An 18,204-nucleotide genomic window follows, 5' to 3' on the forward strand; every position below is an offset into this window, starting at 1 on the left:
CGGATAACAATTTTTAACAGGACTGAACCATGAACCTCAATACTGATTCACTGGCCGCCGTACTGGCCCGTCGCGACTGGGAAAATCCCGGCGTCACGCAGCTCAATCGCCTGGAGGCGCACCCGCCGTTCAGCAGCTGGCGCAATGCCGACGATGCCCGCGCCTGCCGGGACGCTACGCACAAACGCAGCCTGAACGGCGAATGGCGATTTGCCTGGTTTCCGTCGCCGGAAGCGGTACCGGAGAGCTGGCTGACTGACGATCTGCAACAGGCGGACAGCGTGCAGCTCCCCTCCAACTGGCAGATGTACGGTTACGACGCGCCGATCTATACCAACGTCACCTACCCCATCCCGGTAAACCCGCCTTTTGTGCCGTCAGACAATCCCACCGGCTGTTACTCGCTCACATTCACCGTTGACGACGCCTGGCTGCGGGAAGGCCAGACGCGAATCATTTTTGACGGCGTGAACTCGGCGTTTCATTTATGGTGCAACGGACGCTGGATCGGCTACGGCCAGGACAGCCGACTGCCCTCTGAATTCGATCTCAGCGCTTTTCTGACGAGCGGCGAAAACCGTCTGGCGGTGATGGTGCTGCGCTGGTGCGACGGCACGTATCTGGAAGATCAGGACATGTGGCGAATGAGCGGCATTTTCCGCGACGTCACCCTCCTGCATAAACCGCTTACGCAAATCAGCGATCTGCGGATTGCCACCCACTTTAACGATGATTTCAGCCGCGCGGAGCTGGCCGCCGAAGTCAGACTGCGCGGCGAGCTGTGTGACGAGCTGCGCGTGACCGTGCAGCTGTGGGACGGCGAAACGCAGGTCGGTGAATGCACCGCCCCGTTGGGCAGCGAGATTATTGACGAACGCGGCGCCTGGCATGACCGCGTCTCCCTGCGCCTGAAGGTCGATAAGCCGTCGCTGTGGAGCGCTGAAACGCCCTGGCTGTACCGCGCGGTGGCGCTGCTGCACACTGCCGACGGCACGCTGATTGAAGCGGAGGCCTGCGACGTTGGCTTCCGCGAGGTCAAAATTGAAAATGGCCTGCTGTTGCTCAACGGCAAGCCGCTGCTGATTCGCGGCGCTAACCGCCATGAGCACCATCCGCAAAACGGTCAGGTGATGGACGAAGCGACGATGGTGCAGGACATTCTGCTGATGAAGCAGAATAACTTTAACGCCGTGCGCTGTTCCCATTACCCGAACCATCCGCTGTGGTACACCCTCTGCGACCGCTACGGCCTGTACGTGGTAGACGAAGCCAATATTGAAACCCACGGCATGACGCCGATGAACCGCCTCAGCGACGATCCGGACTGGCTGCCCGCCATGAGCCAGCGGGTGACGCGCATGGTACAGCGCGACCGTAATCATCCGGCCATTATTATCTGGTCGCTGGGCAATGAGTCCGGTCACGGCGCGAATCACGACGCGCTCTACCGCTGGCTGAAGGCGGAAGATCCGTCACGCCCGGTGCAGTACGAAGGCGGCGGCGCAAACAGCGCGGCGACGGATATCATCTGCCCGATGTATGCCCGAGTCGATCAGGATCAGCCGTTCCCGGCGGTGCCAAAATGGTCGATCAAAAAATGGCTGTCGATGCCGGGCGAGCAGCGCCCGCTGATCCTGTGTGAATACGCCCACGCGATGGGCAACAGCCTCGGCGGATTCGCCAAATACTGGCAGGCGTTTCGTCAGTATCCGCGTCTGCAGGGCGGCTTTGTCTGGGACTGGGTCGATCAGTCGCTGATTAAGTACGATGAAAACGGCAACCCGTGGTCGGCCTACGGCGGCGACTTTGGCGATACGCCGAACGATCGCCAGTTCTGCATGGACGGCCTGGTGTTTGCCGACCGCACGCCGCACCCCTCGCTGTATGAAGCGAAACACGCGCAGCAGTTTTTCCAGTTTACCCTGCTGCCGGGCGACGGGATGCGCATTGAGGTCGCCAGCGAATATCTGTTCCGCCACAGCGACAATGAGATCCTGCACTGGTCCATCACCCTGGACGGCAACCCGGTTGCCGCCGGTGAAGCGGCGCTGGATATCGCACCGCAGGGACGCCAGCTTATCGCCCTGCCCGACATTGCCGCTCCCGACGCCGCGGGCCAGCTGTGGCTGACGGTGCGCGTGGAGCAGCCGCAGGCGACCGCGTGGTCGCCCGCCGGACACATCAGCGCCTGGCAGCAGTGGCCGCTTGCGGAAAAACTCAGCGTAACCATCCCGCCGCGCGCCGCCGCCGCGCCGCAGCTGAAGGTTGAAAACGCAGCCTTTGAGGTCGTTGTGAATCAGCAGCGCTGGCAGTTCTGCCGCCAGCGGGGCACGTTGTCGCAGTACTGGATTGCGGACGCAGCGCAGCTTCTCACCCCGCTCACCGACCAGTTCACCCGCGCGCCGCTGGATAACGACATCGGCATCAGCGAAGTCACCCGTATCGATCCCAACGCCTGGGTCGAGCGCTGGAAGGCTGCCGGACACTACCGCGCAGAAGCACAGCTGTTGCAGTGCGAGGCGGAAACGCTCTCCAACGCGGTGCTGATTACCACCGCTCACGCCTGGCAGTATCAGGGAGAAACGCTGTTTGTCAGCCGTAAAATCTGGCGCATTGACGGACAGGGCGAACTGACGATTACGGTCGATGTGGACGTCGCCAGCGGCACGCCGCATCCGGCGCGCGTTGGCCTCTCCTGCCAGCTCGCCCAGGTGGCGGAGCGGGTGAACTGGCTGGGGCTGGGTCCGCATGAAAACTATCCGGATCGCCTCTCCGCCGCCTGCTTTGACCGCTGGGATCTGCCGCTTGCGGAGATGTATACGCCGTACGTGTTCCCGAGCGAAAACGGCCTGCGCTGCGGCACCCGCGAACTGTGCTATGGCGCGCACCGCTGGCGCGGCGACTTCCAGTTCAATATCAGCCGCTATAGTCAGAAGCAGCTGATGGAGACCAGCCACCGCCATCTGCTGCGGGAAGAAAACGGCACATGGCTGAACATTGATGGTTACCACATGGGCGTGGGCGGCGACGACTCCTGGAGTCCGTCGGTGTCGCCGGAATACCAGCTCAGCGCAGGACGCTACCACTACCAGATCGTCTGGGGCCAGAAATAATAAAAACCGGGCAGGTCAGCGCCTGCCCGATATTCGCATAAGGAAATCCACATGCATTATTTGAAAAATACTAACTTCTGGATGTTCGGCTTTTTTTTCTTCTTTTATTTTTTCATTATGGGCGCCTACTTCCCGTTTTTCCCGATCTGGTTACACGATATCAACCACATCAGTAAAGGCGACACCGGCATCATCTTCGCCTGTATTTCGCTGTTCTCTCTGCTGTTCCAGCCGGTATTCGGGCTGCTCTCCGACAAGCTCGGCCTGCGTAAACATCTGCTGTGGATAATTACCGGGATGCTGGTGATGTTCGCCCCGTTCTTTATTTACGTTTTTGGGCCGTTATTGCAGTTTAATATTTTACTTGGCTCCATTGTCGGCGGCATCTATCTCGGTTTTATTTATAACGCCGGGGCGCCCGCCATTGAGGCCTATATTGAGAAAGTCAGCCGCCGCAGTAATTTTGAATTTGGCCGCGCGCGGATGTTCGGCTGCGTGGGCTGGGCGCTGTGCGCGTCAATCGTCGGCATCATGTTCACCATCAATAATGAATTTGTCTTCTGGCTGGGCTCCGGCTGTGCGGTGATTCTGGCGCTGCTGCTGTTCTTCGCCAAAACCGACGCTTCATCGACCGCCACCGTGGCCGATGCCGTCGGCGCTAACCATTCCGCTTTCAGTCTGAAGCTGGCGCTGGAGCTGTTCAGACAGCCGAAACTGTGGTTTCTTTCGCTGTACGTGGTCGGCGTCTCCTGTACCTACGATGTGTTTGACCAGCAGTTCGCCAACTTCTTTACCTCGTTCTTTACCACCGGCGAACAGGGTACGCGCGTGTTTGGCTACGTCACCACCATGGGTGAACTGCTGAACGCCAGCATCATGTTCTTCGCGCCGCTGATCGTAAACCGCATTGGCGGGAAAAATGCCCTGCTGCTGGCCGGAACGATTATGTCAGTCCGTATTATCGGCTCGTCGTTTGCCAGCTCGGCGCTGGAAGTGGTGATCCTCAAAACGCTGCATATGTTTGAAGTGCCGTTCCTGATTGTCGGCTGCTTTAAATACATCACCAGCCAGTTTGAGGTGCGCTTCTCCGCCACCATTTACCTGGTGTGCTTCTGCTTCTTCAAACAGCTGGCGATGATTTTTATGTCGGTATTTGCCGGCAATATGTATGAAAGCATTGGTTTCCAGGGCGCGTATCTGGTGCTGGGGCTGATCGCGCTGGGCTTTACGTTGATCTCGGTGTTCACCTTAAGCGGACCGGGACCGCTGGCGTTTTTACGTCGCCAGACTAACGAAGCCGTGTAACCGCCATGCCGGATGGCGCCGCGCTGCGGCTTATCCGGCCTACCACCTTCTCTCACCGTAGGCCCGGTAAGCGATAGCGCCACCGGGCATAACGCCGGATGGCGCCGCGCTGCGGCTTATCCGGCCTGCCACCTTCTCTCACCGTAGGCCCGGTAAGCGACTGCGCCACCGGGCATAAAGCCGGTTGGCGCCGCGTTGCGGCTTATCCGGCCTACCACCTTTTCCCACCGTAGGCCCGGTAAGCGACAGCGCCACCGGGCATTTTATTACGCTACTCTTCAATAACCCGGCGGATTTGCTGCAACGCGGCGGGATCGTCGAGGGTGGTGAGATCGCCGGGATCGCGCCCTTCGCAGATCGCCTGAATGGTGCGCCGCAGCATCTTGCCGGATCGCGTCTTCGGCAACTGCGAAACAAACCAGACGTGGGCGGGGCGGCCAAAATGGCCGATCTGGCTGTCCACCAGCGCCATAATCGCCTCCTCTTCCGAATGCGCCGCCTCGCGATCTTCCAGACTGTCGCTCTGCTTCGGGATCACAAACGCCACCGCCACCTGCCCCTTCAGCGCATCTTTTACCCCCACCACCGCCACCTCGGCAACGTTGGGATAGCCGGAAATACTCTCCTCAATCTCGCGGGTGCCAAGCCGGTGCCCGGCGACGTTTATCACGTCATCGGTACGTCCGAGGATAAAATAATAGCCGTCAGCGTCGCGAATCCCCCAGTCGAAGGTGGCGTACACCTGACGGCTGAACAGCGACCAGTAGGTTTTAACAAACCGCTCGTCGTCGCCCCAGATAGTCTGAATACAGCCGGGCGGCAGCGGCCCTTCAATCACCACCATCCCTTTTTCGTTCACGCCGCAGGGTTCGCCGGTGACTTCATTGAGCAACTGTACGTTATAGCCATACATTGGCACGCCGGGGCTGCCGAGGCGCGACGGCCTGTCGTCAAGCTGACGGGCAAGGGCCATAATCGGCCAGCCGGACTCCGTCTGCCAGTAGTTGTCGATGACCGGCACCCCCAGCGTCTGCGTCACCCACGCGGCGGTCGGTTCATCCAGCGGCTCCCCGGCCAGATACAGCACCTCCAGCGAAGAGAGATCGTGATTGCGGATCTGCGCGGTGGGGAACTTCTTCAGCACGCGAATGGCGGTCGGCGCGGAGAACATCCGGTTGACCCGGTATTTCTCAACGATTTTCCACCATACGCCGCAGTCCGGATACGTCGGCAACCCCTCGTAGACAATGGTCGCCATCCCCGCCAGCAGCGGCGCATAAACGATGTACGAGTGGCCGACCACCCAGCCGATGTCCGACGCGCAGAAAAATACCCCGCCCGCCCTGCCGCCAAAAATAGTGTCCATTGAGGTCGCCAGCGCCACTGCGTAGCCGCCAACGTCGCGCTGCACGCCTTTCGGTTTGCCGGTGGTGCCGGAGGTGTAAAGAATGCAGGAGGTTTCGTTAGACTCCAGCCACGCCACCGGCGTCCGCGCGCCGCAATGCTGCTGGCGCAGGCTGGCGAAATCGAGATCGCGCCCGGCGATCCGCGCCATCTTCGCCAGGCCTCTGTCCACCAGCAGCACGTGCTTCGGCTGATGCTGCGCCTGAGCAATGGCATCGTCGAGCAGCTTTTTGTACGGCAGCACTTTGCCGCCGCGCACCCCGGCGTCCGCCGAGACGATCAGCACCGGCCTGGCGTCATCGATCCGCGCCGCCACGCTGTGCGAGGCAAAACCGCCAAACACCACCGAATGGATAGCGCCGATGCGCGCGCAGGCCAGCAGCGTAATGTGCGCTTCGGCAATCATCGGCATATACACCAGCACCCGGTCGCCGCGCCGTACGCCCAGCGACAGCAGCATCGACGCCACCACGTTCACTTCGTCATGCAGCTGGCGGAAGGTAAAGGTGCGCTCCTCCTCGGTTTCGGAAGAGACGGCAATCAGCGCCAGCGCCTCCGGCTGCGTCGCCAGCCAGCGATCGACGGCGTTATGACACAGGTTGGTGGTGCCGCCGCAAAACCAGCGGGCAAACGGCGGACGGCTATGATCCAGCGTCCGGGTAAACGGCTTCTGCCAGTCGATGCGCCGGGCCTGCTCGGCCCAGAACGCTTCCGGCTGCGTAATGGAACGCTGGTAAAACTCGCTAAAAGACATGACGCTCTCCTGTTGAACTCAGATGACATAGAGGTCGAGATACTCGTTAACCGGCATCTGCTCCAGGCGGGTTCGGTCCAGGGAGACATCCAGAATGCGCTGCTGCTGGCGGATCGGGAACTGGCGCGCCAGGTTGATTTTGAATTTTTCGATAAGCTTTGGAATACCGTCGGCGCGACGGCGGGCGTGGCCGATGGGGTAATCCACCACCACTTCATCAAACGCCGTACCGTCGGTGAACGCCACGGTGATGGCGTTGGCGATGGCGCGTTTCTCCGGGTCGTGATAGTCGGCGGTAAACTGCGAGTCTTCAACGCAGACTATTTTCTCGCGCAGGGCGTCGATGCGTTTGTCCTGCGCCACGCCGTCTTCATAATCCGCCGCCGTTAAGCGGCCAAACAGCAGCGGAATGGCGACCATATACTGAATGCAGTGGTCGCGGTCCGCCGGGTTATTCAGCGGGCCTTTTTTGTCGATAATGCGAATGCAGGCTTCGTGGGTGCGAATGGTCACCTTCTCAATATCCGCCGCGCTCTTACCCGCCGCCTGCATCTGTTGATACAGCGTCATTGCCGCTTCCACCGCGGTCTGCGAGTGAAACTCCGCCGGGAAAGAGATTTTAAACAGCACGTTTTCCATCACGTAGGAGCCGTAAGGGCGCTGGAAGCGGAAGGTTTCCCCTTTGAACGAGACGTCATAGAAGCCCCAGGTTTTCGCCGTCAGCGCCGACGGATACCCCATCTCGCCGGTTTTCGCCATCAGCGCCAGGCGCACCGCGCGGGAGGTGGCGTCGCCCGCCGCCCAGGATTTCCGCGTGCCGGTGTTGGGCGCATGGCGATAGGTGCGCAGCGACTGACCGTCGACCCATGCCAGCGAAACGGCGTTGAGGATCTCATCGCGCTCCAGCCCCAGCATTTCGGCCACCACGGCGGTGGAGGCCACTTTCACCAGCAGCACGTGATCCAGGCCGACGCGGTTAAAGGCGTTCTCCAGCGCGATACAGCCCTGAATCTCATGGGCTTTGATCATGCCGGTGAGCACCTGCTTCATAGTCAGCGGCGCTTTACCCGCGGCGACGGCATTGCGCGACAGCCAGTCCGCTGTCGCCAGGATGCCGCCAAGGTTATCGGACGGATGGCCCCACTCGGCGGCAAGCCAGGTATCGTTGAAATCGAGCCAGCGGATCATCGCGCCGATGTTAAACGCCGCCTGCACCGGATCGAGCTGAAACTGCGTGCCCGGCACGCGCGCGCCGTGTGGCACCACGGTGCCGGGAACAATCGGCCCCATCAGCTTTTTACAGGCCGGATATTCCAGCGCTTCCAGGCCGCAGCCGAGCGTGTCCAGCAGACAGTAATGAGCGGTGTCATACGCCACTGTTGAGGTGATGTCATAGTTCAGCACATAATCGACGATATCGACGATTTCGCGGTCAAATGGCGGACGGATGTTCAGTTCTTGTACAGACATAAAAGCGTTCCTGCGTTTCGGGTCAGAGGGAGTGAATCAGCGACGTTCGTCCAGCGAGACAAACGGACGATCTTCCGGACCGGTATAGTTGGCGGAAGGCCGGATAATTTTGTTGTCCTGACGCTGCTCGATAATGTGCGCCGCCCAGCCGGTGACGCGGGCAATAACGAACAGCGGGGTGAACATCCCGGTGGGAACGCCCATCATGTTGTAGGAAACCGCCGAGAACCAGTCGAGATTGGGGAACATCTTTTTGCTTTCCCACATCACCGTTTCCAGACGGTCGGCGATGTTGTACATCTTCAATGAACCGCCCTCTTCGGAAAGCTGCTTCGCTACCCGCTTGATGACCTGATGGCGCGGGTCGGCGAGGGTGTAAACCGGATGGCCGAAGCCAATCACCACCTCTTTATTTTCCACGCGCCTGCGGATATCGGCTTCCGCTTCGTCCGGCGTTTCGTAGCGCTGCTGAATTTCCAGCGATACTTCGTTAGCACCGCCGTGCTTCGGCCCGCGCAGCGCGCCTATCGCGCCGATAATCGCCGAATAGACGTCCGAGCCGGTGCCCGCAATGACCCGGCTGGTAAAGGTGGAGGCGTTGAACTCATGCTCGGCGTAGAGCACCAGCGAGACGTGCATCGCCTTCTCCCAGCTTTGCGAAGGTTTTTCGCCGTGCAGCAGGTGCAGGAAATGGCCGCCGATGGAGTCGTCGTCGGTTTCCGGCTGGATGCGTTCACCGTTGTGGCTGTAGTGATACCAGTAGAGAAGGATCGAGCTGAGCGAGGCCAGCAGCTTGTCGGCAATATCGCGCGCGCCGGAGACGGTGTGCCCCTCTTTTTCCGGCAGCGTGCAGCCCAGCGCCGATACGCCGGTGCGTATCACGTCCATCGGATGCGAGGCGGCAGGCAGCGCTTCCAGCACCGTACGCACATTGGCCGGTAATCCCCGCAGCGCTTTCAGTTTGACTTTATATGCCTGAAGCTCATCGCGGGTGGGTAACTTGCCGTGGATCAGCAGGTACGCCACTTCCTCAAATTCGCAGTGTTGGGCGAGATCGAGAATATCGTAGCCGCGGTAGTGGAGATCGTTACCGCTTTTGCCGACGGTACACAGCGCGGTATTGCCAGCCGGAACGCCGGAAAGCGCGACGGATTTTTTAGGCTTAATGACATGCGCGTTGTTTTGCAGGATCGTCGTGTCTGTCATATTGTCCTCGTCATTATTGTCATGTGTAGGGTATGGTCGTAGGCCTGATAAGGCGAAGCCGCCATCAGGCAATGCCTGGGGACTATTTTTTATACAAGGCGTCCAGCCTCTCCTCGTACTGGTAATAATTGATGCTCTCGTACAGCTCGTTGCGGGTCTGCATCATGTCGATCACGCTCTTTTGCGTCCCTTCTTCACGCAGCACGTTGTAGACCCTCTCCGCCGCGCGGTTCATGGCGCGAAATGCCGACAGCGGATAGAGCGCCATCGCCACGCCGGCGCTGCGCAGTTCGTCGGTGGTAAACAGCGGCGTCGCGCCAAATTCGGTGATATTGGCGAGAATCGGTACGTTCACCGCGTCGGCAAACTGGCGGTACATGGCCAGCTCAGTGATGGCTTCCGGAAACAGCATGTCGGCTCCCGCTTCCACGTAGGCCTGCGCACGGTCGAGCGCCGCCTCCAGACCTTCCACCGCCAGCGCGTCGGTACGCGCCATAATCACGAAGTGGGGATCGGTACGGGCATCCACCGCCGCCCGGATGCGATCCACCATCTCCTCTTTTGAAACGATCGCTTTGTTCGGTCGATGGCCGCAGCGCTTGGCGCCGATCTGATCTTCGATATGCAACGCCGCCGCGCCCGCTTTGATCATCGACCTTACGGTGCGCGCAACGTTAAACGCCGAGGCGCCAAAGCCAATGTCGGCATCCACCAGCAGCGGCAGCGGCAGCGGGCAGACGTCGGTGATACGGCGAATATCGGTCAGCACGTCGTCAAGAGTGGAAATGCCCAGATCCGGCAGACCGAGCGACCCCGCCGCGACGCCGCCGCCGGAAAGGTAGATCGCCTGATACCCGGCGCGCTGCGCCAGGAGCGCATGGTTGGCGTTGATCGTGCCGACAATCTGTAACGGGTTTTCTTTGCTGAGGGCGGCGCGAAACGCCTGACCCGGAGAGTCCAGAGACATATCCATCCTCTTGTTATCAATTTGTTGCTTAGGTAACTGCTATTTAGCAAGGGCCGTGCCAACGGCAGCGTTAAAGCGCTTAATTACAAAAAACCTTTGCCGACAAACAGATACAAAGATGGACTGGCGAAATCGCCACAAAAGCGTGTCAGCTAACGTTTCAAACAGGGTTTCATGGCGTTTCATTGCAACATTTTTGAAACACGGCTAAACCCATTATTCTCTCTGTTCACGTGTGGAGATGTTATGGCGGCTTCGCAGCTTCCCCCGCGCGGGAGTGACGACAAACCGGTGATCTGGACCGTCTCAGTGACGCGGCTGTTCGATCTGTTTCGCGATATCAGCCTCGAGTTCGATCACCTGGCGACGATCACCCCTATCCAGCTCGGTTTTGAGAAGGCGGTAACCTACATTCGCAAAAAGCTGGCGACCGAGCGCTGCGACGCCATCATCGCCGCGGGATCGAACGGCGCCTATCTGAAAAGCCGCCTGTCGATTCCGGTGATTCTGATCAAGCCCAGCGGTTTTGACGTGCTGCACGCGCTGGCGAAGGCCGGAAAACTGACGGCGTCGATTGGCGTCATCACCTATCAGGAAACGCTACCTGCTCTCGTCGCCTTTCAAAAAACGTTTGGGTTACGGCTGGAGCAGCGCAGCTACGTCACTGAAGAGGACGCGCGCGGACAAATTAACGAACTTAAAGCAAACGGTATTGAGGCGGTGGTCGGCGCGGGGCTTATCACCGGACTGGCGGAAGAAGCCGGAATGAAGGGAATTTTTATCTATTCGGCGGCCAGCGTGCGGCAGGGATTTATCGATGCGCTGGATATATCCCGCCTGACGCAGCGCCGCCACGGCGCTTTCGCCCCGACGCAGGCGCTTCGCACCCGCTACGGGCTGGGTGATATTGCCGGGCAATCCGCGCAGATGGAGCAGATTCGCCATACCATTATGCTGTACGCCCGCTCCCGCGCCGCCGTACTGATTCAGGGAGAAACCGGCACCGGCAAGGAGCTGGCGGCCCAGGCCATTCACCGGGAGTGCGCGCCCCGCTCGCAGCCGCGCAGCGACCAAACCTCTCCCCCGTTCGTCGCCGTGAACTGTGGCGCAATTACCGAATCCTTACTTGAGGCGGAACTGTTTGGCTATGAGGAAGGGGCATTCACCGGCTCCCGGCGCGGCGGTCGCGCCGGACTGTTCGAAATCGCCCACGGCGGGACGCTGTTCCTTGATGAGATTGGCGAAATGCCCCTGCCCTTGCAGACCCGCCTGCTGCGCGTGCTGGAAGAAAAAGAGGTCACCCGCGTGGGCGGTCACCACCCGGTTGCGGTTGACGTGCGGGTGATCAGCGCCACCCACTGCAATCTGGAAGAGGCCGTCAGTCAGGGGCAGTTCCGCCGCGATCTGTTCTATCGCCTGAGCGTACTGCGCCTCAACCTGCCCGCCCTGCGCGAGCGTCCGGGGGATATCGCTTCGCTGGCGGAAGGCTACTTAAAACAGTCGCTGGCCCTCCTCAACGTCCCGTTTACCGAATCCGTACGCCTGGGGCTGGCGCAGAATATCTCCCTGCTGCTGCGCTATCGCTGGCCGGGGAATATCCGCGAGCTGCGCAATATGATGGAACGGCTGGCGCTGTTTTTAAGCGTTGAGCCCATGCCGCCGCTGGATGCGGATCTATTACGCCAACTGCTGCCGGAACTGGCGGCGGTGGAAACCGCGCCCGCGCTGGCGTCGTCGGCCACGCCGCAGGAGGTGCTGGCGCAGTTCAATGGCGATAAACGCGCCGCCGCCCGCTATCTGGGGATCAGCAGGACCACTTTCTGGCGACGGTTAAAACAGTGAAGCAATTTTGCCAGGCATCAGGCGATCCCTTAAGCGACCGCAAAATGTAAATTTGATTTTTATCAACTCGCCTTCAAATAACGACCCTAAAAATCTTAAAAATAAATGTTCTTTTACTTAATCCACGCCCCGGAAAATAAAAATTTATTTTATATAAAAAACCAACACTATGCCGCTTAATTAACTTAACTAAAATTTCACCCTATTGTTTTTGACCATTAATTTAAAAAAATAGCGCCAGCCTTAAGCTGTTTTATTTTAACACCGCAGCGAAACTTATTAGCGAAGATTAAGGTATTTTCAGTTAAGAAAAATCTTAATAGACTCTGACTATCAATTCATTATTCAACCCACAATTAAAACGATTACCGCTTTTTTACGCAATACATAATATTGAAAAAGACGGAAACAAACAGACATAAATAACGCCTTAAGGGCTAAAGCCAGAGGATTGGTCACGGTTATTTATGTATCAGCATGACGGATAAACTTAAGGAAGAGTCATATGAAAAGTCAGCTCATCTCTTTTCGCTCATCTCTGTTAGCCATCGCAATTTCAGCGGCATTATCTGCAGGCGCAGCGGCAAATAACGGCAATCTGCTCTCTTTTTCTCCACCTGCGAGCATAACTGATACGGTTACCATTAACGAGGATGTCACTCTTTCAGAGCATGAGAATACAGATGCAAAATGGAATGAATTCAGCAGCCTGCGGGTAGGTTATAACGGCAACGGAACGCTGCTTATCGACAATCGGAGTATAACCACCAGAGCGGGAATTATTGGCAATGCCGCGTCGGGTAACGTTACCCTCGTCAACGGCGCGTCCTGGACACTGAAAGGGCTGAATCTGGTACTGGGAACTGACAACGGCTCCGGCAAGCTGTTCGTGAATAGCGGTAGCCACATCAGCGGAATTGATGAATTACGCATTGGTGAACATGCCGCAGGCGCAGAAGGCGAAGTGATAATCGAGGGAACGGGTTCTTCGGTTTCCTCCAACTGGTCGGTAGTGGGCGATCAGGGACACGGAAAGTTGACCATCACCAACGGCGGCGCGCTGTACCTGAACGAGCATATGAACATTGGCTATGTCGGTGTGACCGAATTGTCCAATTATAAGGGCTATGGCGAAACGCTGGTCGCTGGCGAAAATGCGCTGCTGGACGTCACGCAGGGGATCTATCTTGGCGGATTCGCCACCACGAAAAACGACGCCACCGGTATTCTGACCGTCAGCAACGGTGCGACGATCAATTCCGGCAACCTGATCTGGCTGGCGGTAGGAGCAGGCAGCACCGGTATTCTAAACGTTGGCGCCGCGCAGGGAGAGACAGAACAGGCGGCGGGAACGATTAACGCGCCGCGGATCCATCTTGGCAATACCGATGGCGTCAGCACAGCGGTGCTCAATTTCAACCATTCCAGCGACGATTTCCTGCTCGGCGCGAATATTACCGGTACTGGCGAAGTGAACCATATCGGTTCGGGCACCACCACCCTTACCGGAGCGAGTAATTACCGGGGAACCACCCACGTCGCCAACGGTACGCTGCGCGCTGGCGTGAATAATACGCTGAGCGCGAATTCGGATTATCAGGTGGACAGCGGCGCGCATCTCGATCTCAATGGCTATTCGCAAACCATCAACTCGCTTTCGCTGGCGGGAACCGCGACGCTTTCAGGTGATACGCAGGACGGCAGCCCGTTTACGCCCACCACGCTGACCATTAACGGCGATTACAGCGGTGATAACGCTCTGCTGGCGATGCGTACCGTGCTGGATGATGACGCTTCCGCTACCGATAAGCTGGTGGTGAAAGGCGATACGGCGGGCGTCACCCGCGTCAGCGTCGCCAACGCCGGCGGCGGCGGCGCGCAGACGGTTGAAGGTATCCGCATTATCGACGTGGAAGGCGCGTCCAACGGCAGCTTTGTCAAAGAGGGGCGTATCGTCGCGGGCGCTTATGATTATGATATTAAGAAGAGTGATAACCAGAACTGGTATCTGAGCAGCTTAAAAACGGTTGTACCGCCAACTGAACCTGAGCAGCCTCATGGACCGGTAAAACCAGAGGAACCTTTGCCGCCAGAGGAGCCCGTACAGCCTGAGCCGCTACAGCCTGAGCCATTACCGCCTGAAGAGCCCGATACGCCGCTCCCGCCGTCTGCGGATGATACGCATCAGTATCGCCCGGAAACGGGCAGCTATCTGGCGAACACCCTTGTCGCCAACACGCTCTTTACCACCCGGCTGCATGATCGTCTGGGGGAAACCCAGTATACCGATATGCTGACCGGCGAGAAAAAAGTGACCAGCCTGTGGATGCGTCATACTGGCGGACATAATCGCTTCAAAGGCGGTTCCGGCCAGGTGAGCACTCAGAGCAACCGCTATGTGATGCAGCTCGGCGGCGATATCGCGCAGTGGAGCCTCGACGGTCTGGATCGCTGGCATCTGGGGCTGATGGCAGGCTACGCCAACGGCAAAAGCCGCAGCCGCGCCAGCCTGACCGGTTATACCTCGCGTGGGGAGATCAGCGGATACAGCGTCGGGGTTTACGGCACCTGGTACGCCAACGATGCGGATAAATCCGGCGCTTACGTCGACAGCTGGATGCTGTACAACTGGTTCAAGAACACCGTTTCCGGAGAGGCGCTGGCGTCGGAAAAATATGATTCTGACGGCATCACCGCCTCTGTAGAGACCGGGTATACCTTCAGCCTCGGCGCCAGCAGCGATGGCCGTACCCGTTACTGGCTGCAACCGAAAGTCCAGCTCACCTGGATGGACGTGAAGGCGGATAACCACACCGAGAAAAATGGAACCCGCGTCGTTGATGATACTCACGGTAACCTGCAAACGCGTCTTGGGGTAAAAGCGTACATGCAGGGTCATAACGCGATTGATGACGGCAAACAGCGCACCTTCCAGCCGTTTGTCGAAGCCAACTGGATCTACAACAGCCATAACTACAGCGTGAAGATGGATGATATCCACGAAGAGGTGAAAGGCTTACGTAACGTTGGCGAACTGAAAGTCGGCGTTGAAGGCCAGATCAACCCGCGCCTGCAGCTGTGGGGCAACGTCGCCCAACAGATTGGCGATGAGGGTTACAGCGATACGCTGGGAATGCTGGGTGTGAAATATACCTTCTGAACCGACGCCACCCGCGGCAACGCGGGTGGTTTTTCTTTCCTCGTCCCTGCGCTTCAGGCGCGCAAGCCCGCTGAAGTCATCAGCAGCCTGAACAGCGCGCCGACCACCGCCAGCAGCAGGACGCTGGCGCACCAGATAGCAATCAGCCACGCCACGCGATGCGACCATTTCCTGATTTTCGCCATCAGTGATAGCCCTCCCCATGCCTGACTTTCCCGCGGAAAACGTAGTAGCTCCAGAACGTATACGCCAGAATGATCGGGATGATAATCAGCGCCCCTACCAGCATAAAGCCCTGGCTTTGCGGCGGCGCGGCGGCTTCATGCAGGGTGATATCCGGCGGAATAATATGCGGCCAGATGCTGATTCCCAGTCCGCTAAAGCCGAGGAAGATAAGCCCCAGCGTCAGCACAAACGCGCGGGTATGGGTGTCCGGACGTTGCAGGCTGCGCCAGAGCCACAGGCTGAAAACAATCACTAACAGCGGAACCGGCAGGAAGTAATACAGGTTCGGTAACGAGAACCAGCGTTCGGCGATCGCGCTCTGGGTCAGCGGCGTCCACAGGCTGACCACCGCCATCACCAGCAGCAGGACAATCAGCAGCGGACGGGACAGCTGCCGCATCCGGCTTTGCAACGGATCTTCGCTTTTAATAATCAACCAGGTGGCGCCCAGCAAGGCGTAGGTGATAACCAGCCCCAGGCCGCAGAACAGGTTAAACGGCGTCAGCCAGTCCAGCTGCGTTCCGCTGAAGGCGCGGCCGCTCACCTGAAAACCGCTGACTACCGCCCCGACCACCACCCCCTGACAGAAGGTGGCGAGGATGGAGCCGACGATAAACGACTTATCCCAGAAATCGCGGTGCGACTCGGTGGCCTTAAAGCGAAACTCAAAGGCCACGCCGCGAAAAATCAGCCCGAGCAGCATCAGCAGCAGCGGGATGGTGAGCGCATCGGCAATAACCGCGTAGGCCAGCGGGAAGGCGCCAAACAGCCCCGCGCCGCCCATCACCAGCCAGGTTTCGTTGCCGTCCCAGACCGGGGCGACCGAATTAACCATCACGTCGCGGTCGTGCTTATCGCGAATAAACGGAAACAGGATGCCAATCCCCAGATCGAAGCCATCCATCACGATATACATCAGCGTGGCGAAGACGATGATGGCGAACCAGATTACAGAAAGATCGAGTGTCATCAGCGTTTCTCCTGATCGAGCGGTTCTCCTACCGCGGAGATGGGTCGTGCCGGTCGGCCATCGGTTTCCGAAGTCGGCGGCTCAAACGGCTGCGGCCCCTTCTGGATCAGGCGGATCATATAAAGGTAGCCGACGCCGAACACCAGCGAATAGACCACGAAGAAGGCCAGCAGGCTGATGCTCATCTGTAAGGTGCTGTGCGCCGATACGGCGTCGCGGGTGCGCTGCAGGCCGTACACCACCCACGGCTGCCGCCCGACCTCCGTCGTCACCCAACCGGCAAGAATGGCGATAAGCCCCGATGGCCCCATCCACAGGGCAAAATGCATAAACGGACGCGACTGATAGAGCCGGTTTTTATAGCGCAGCCACAGGCTGGCGAGCCCCAGCAGAATCATCAGCACGCCCATCCCGACCATCAGGCGGAACGACCAGAACACAATGGTTGAGTTGGGGCGTTCATCTTTCGGGTAATCTTTCAGCGCAGGCACCTGTTTATCGAGGCTGTGAGTGAGGATCAGGCTGCCTAAGGCGGGGATCTCCAGCGCATAGCGCGTTTCTTCAGCCTCCATATCCGGCCAGCCCACCAGCGTGAGCGGCGTCGGTTCGTCCGGCCTGTTTTCCCAGTGCCCTTCAATGGCGGCGATTTTCACCGGCTGATGCTCAAGGGTATTCAGCCCGTGCATATCGCCAATCAACGCCTGTACCGGCGCCACCAGCATGGCCATCCACAGCGCCATCGAAAACATTTTACGGATGGCGGGCGTATCGTTGCCCTTCAGCAGGTGCCAGGCCGCCGACGCGCCGACAAACATCGCGCTGCTGAGGAAGGCCGCCACCGACATATGCAGCAGACGGTAGGGAAATGACGGGTTAAAGATGACGGCGAACCAGTCCACCGGCACCACCTGGCCGTTGACCACTTCAAAGCCCTGCGGCGTGTGCATCCAGCTGTTCGAGGCGAGGATCCAGAAGGTGGACATCAGCGTACCCAGCGCGACCATACAGGTGGAAAGGAAGTGCAGACCCGGTCCGACCTTATTCCAGCCAAACAGCATCACTCCGAGGAAACCGGCTTCGAGGAAGAATGCCGTCAATACTTCATAGGTCAGCAACGGGCCGGTGATACTACCGGCAAACTGGGAAAATCCGCTCCAGTTGGTGCCAAACTGATAGGCCATGACCAGCCCGGACACCACCCCCATGCCGAAATTCACCGCAAACACTTTCACCCAGAACTGGTATAACGAGCGCCAGACCGGATTATTTGTTTTCAGCCAAAGGCCTTCCAGTACAGCCAGATAACTGGCTAATCCAATGGTAATGGCCGGGAAAATAATATGAAAAGAAACGGTAAAGGCAAACTGGATTCGTGCCAGCAAAAACGCATCAATATCCATATTTTCTCCCGTTTATATGACGATACCTGCGCATGGAAATAACAACATCCAGAAAAAGTTAAGCGAAGCGTAAAAATCCCCCCGGGAGGAACCGTGGGGGGATTAGAGTGAATCAGGATTGTTTCTTCGGCGTACTGTCCGGTTTGTCGCCCGATTCCGGGGCTTCGGAAGGATCATCTTTCTCGACAGCGAAACGGTTAAGGTGATATAGCATAGCGCCTCCTTCGGTTATTTTCGCGCACGTTGATTATTTATACGGAAGTTAAAAAAATTACCGCATGGCATTGCAGAAAATAATCATTGCGAGCGCACGTTTAATACTTAATTGCAAAACCTGCCTGAGCATTAAGAATAGACGTTAACCACCGATATTCAAGGCAGAAAATAG

Annotated in this window: 12 protein-coding genes; 4 read left to right on the forward strand and 8 right to left on the reverse strand. The window is 58.3% G+C overall.

The window, feature by feature from the left end; all coding sequences use genetic code 11:
- The first annotated feature begins 29 nt into the window (after positions 1–29).
- Together K7R23_RS24520 and K7R23_RS24525 are read left to right on the forward strand one after the other, a co-directional pair.
- Positions 30–3,113, forward strand: a complete 3,084-nt coding sequence (locus K7R23_RS24520; RefSeq protein WP_012904757.1) for a beta-galactosidase — start codon at positions 30–32, stop codon at positions 3,111–3,113.
- Between the two features lie 51 nt (positions 3,114–3,164).
- On the forward strand, positions 3,165–4,418 hold the full coding sequence (locus tag K7R23_RS24525) for an MFS transporter (protein WP_012904756.1): 1,254 nt from the start codon (positions 3,165–3,167) through the stop codon (positions 4,416–4,418).
- A 271-nt stretch (positions 4,419–4,689) separates the two neighbouring features.
- On the opposite strand, the gene prpE is transcribed toward K7R23_RS24525, so the two are convergent.
- The 4 genes from prpE to prpB form a co-directional block, all read right to left on the reverse strand.
- Entirely contained in the window at positions 4,690–6,576 is a 1,887-nt protein-coding gene (gene prpE, locus K7R23_RS24530) for a propionate--CoA ligase (RefSeq protein ID WP_012904755.1), read from the reverse strand.
- Between the two features lie 18 nt (positions 6,577–6,594).
- Positions 6,595–8,046, reverse strand: coding sequence for a bifunctional 2-methylcitrate dehydratase/aconitate hydratase (locus tag K7R23_RS24535; RefSeq protein WP_012904754.1), 1,452 nt, complete (start codon positions 8,044–8,046; stop codon positions 6,595–6,597).
- 36 nt (positions 8,047–8,082) lie between these two features.
- On the reverse strand, positions 8,083–9,252 hold the full coding sequence (prpC, locus tag K7R23_RS24540) for a bifunctional 2-methylcitrate synthase/citrate synthase (protein ID WP_012904753.1): 1,170 nt from the start codon (positions 9,250–9,252) through the stop codon (positions 8,083–8,085).
- An 82-nt stretch (positions 9,253–9,334) separates the two neighbouring features.
- Complete coding sequence (gene prpB, locus K7R23_RS24545) at positions 9,335–10,219, reverse strand: methylisocitrate lyase (RefSeq protein WP_012904752.1); 885 nt, start codon at positions 10,217–10,219, stop codon at positions 9,335–9,337.
- A 246-nt stretch (positions 10,220–10,465) separates the two neighbouring features.
- On the opposite strand from prpB, the gene prpR reads away from it, so the two are divergent.
- The gene (gene prpR, locus K7R23_RS24550; RefSeq protein ID WP_024132505.1) at positions 10,466–12,061 is read left to right on the forward strand and encodes a propionate catabolism operon regulatory protein PrpR; all 1,596 of its coding nucleotides are present in this window, start codon (positions 10,466–10,468) and stop codon (positions 12,059–12,061) included.
- Positions 12,062–12,566: 505 nt separating this feature from the next.
- The gene (locus K7R23_RS24555) at positions 12,567–15,221 is read left to right on the forward strand and encodes an autotransporter outer membrane beta-barrel domain-containing protein (RefSeq protein ID WP_012904750.1); all 2,655 of its coding nucleotides are present in this window, start codon (positions 12,567–12,569) and stop codon (positions 15,219–15,221) included.
- A 53-nt stretch (positions 15,222–15,274) separates the two neighbouring features.
- On the opposite strand, the gene K7R23_RS24560 is transcribed toward K7R23_RS24555, so the two are convergent.
- From K7R23_RS24560 to K7R23_RS24575, 4 genes are all read right to left on the reverse strand, one after another.
- A complete protein-coding gene (locus K7R23_RS24560) occupies positions 15,275–15,406 on the reverse strand; it encodes a DUF2474 domain-containing protein (protein ID WP_042622937.1) in 132 nt (43 codons plus the stop codon).
- The gene (gene cydB / locus K7R23_RS24565; RefSeq protein ID WP_012904749.1) at positions 15,406–16,416 is read right to left on the reverse strand and encodes a cytochrome d ubiquinol oxidase subunit II; all 1,011 of its coding nucleotides are present in this window, start codon (positions 16,414–16,416) and stop codon (positions 15,406–15,408) included. The genes K7R23_RS24560 and cydB overlap by 1 nt, the downstream gene beginning before the upstream one ends.
- Positions 16,416–17,816, reverse strand: coding sequence for a cytochrome ubiquinol oxidase subunit I (locus K7R23_RS24570; RefSeq protein ID WP_012904748.1), 1,401 nt, complete (start codon positions 17,814–17,816; stop codon positions 16,416–16,418). Before K7R23_RS24570 ends, cydB begins: the two co-directional genes overlap by 1 nt.
- Positions 17,817–17,928: 112 nt before the next feature.
- Positions 17,929–18,030 (reverse strand): hypothetical protein, encoded by a 102-nt coding sequence (locus K7R23_RS24575; protein ID WP_042622936.1) that lies wholly within the window; start codon positions 18,028–18,030, stop codon positions 17,929–17,931.
- Positions 18,031–18,204: the final 174 nt, after the last annotated feature.

The organism is Citrobacter rodentium NBRC 105723 = DSM 16636 (assembly GCF_021278985.1).
Classification (GTDB): Bacteria; Pseudomonadota; Gammaproteobacteria; order Enterobacterales; family Enterobacteriaceae; genus Citrobacter_A; species Citrobacter_A rodentium.

Coding starts and splice junctions, on each gene's coding strand:
- K7R23_RS24520 (WP_012904757.1), top strand. CDS start 30: ATGAACCTCAATACTGATTCACTGGCCGCCGTACTGGCCCGTCGCGAC.
- K7R23_RS24525 (WP_012904756.1), top strand. CDS start 3,165: ATGCATTATTTGAAAAATACTAACTTCTGGATGTTCGGCTTTTTTTTC.
- prpE (WP_012904755.1), bottom strand. CDS start 6,576: ATGTCTTTTAGCGAGTTTTACCAGCGTTCCATTACGCAGCCGGAAGCG.
- K7R23_RS24535 (WP_012904754.1), bottom strand. CDS start 8,046: ATGTCTGTACAAGAACTGAACATCCGTCCGCCATTTGACCGCGAAATC.
- prpC (WP_012904753.1), bottom strand. CDS start 9,252: ATGACAGACACGACGATCCTGCAAAACAACGCGCATGTCATTAAGCCT.
- prpB (WP_012904752.1), bottom strand. CDS start 10,219: ATGTCTCTGGACTCTCCGGGTCAGGCGTTTCGCGCCGCCCTCAGCAAA.
- prpR (WP_024132505.1), top strand. CDS start 10,466: ATGGCGGCTTCGCAGCTTCCCCCGCGCGGGAGTGACGACAAACCGGTG.
- K7R23_RS24555 (WP_012904750.1), top strand. CDS start 12,567: ATGAAAAGTCAGCTCATCTCTTTTCGCTCATCTCTGTTAGCCATCGCA.
- K7R23_RS24560 (WP_042622937.1), bottom strand. CDS start 15,406: ATGGCGAAAATCAGGAAATGGTCGCATCGCGTGGCGTGGCTGATTGCT.
- cydB (WP_012904749.1), bottom strand. CDS start 16,416: ATGACACTCGATCTTTCTGTAATCTGGTTCGCCATCATCGTCTTCGCC.
- K7R23_RS24570 (WP_012904748.1), bottom strand. CDS start 17,816: ATGGATATTGATGCGTTTTTGCTGGCACGAATCCAGTTTGCCTTTACC.
- K7R23_RS24575 (WP_042622936.1), bottom strand. CDS start 18,030: ATGCTATATCACCTTAACCGTTTCGCTGTCGAGAAAGATGATCCTTCC.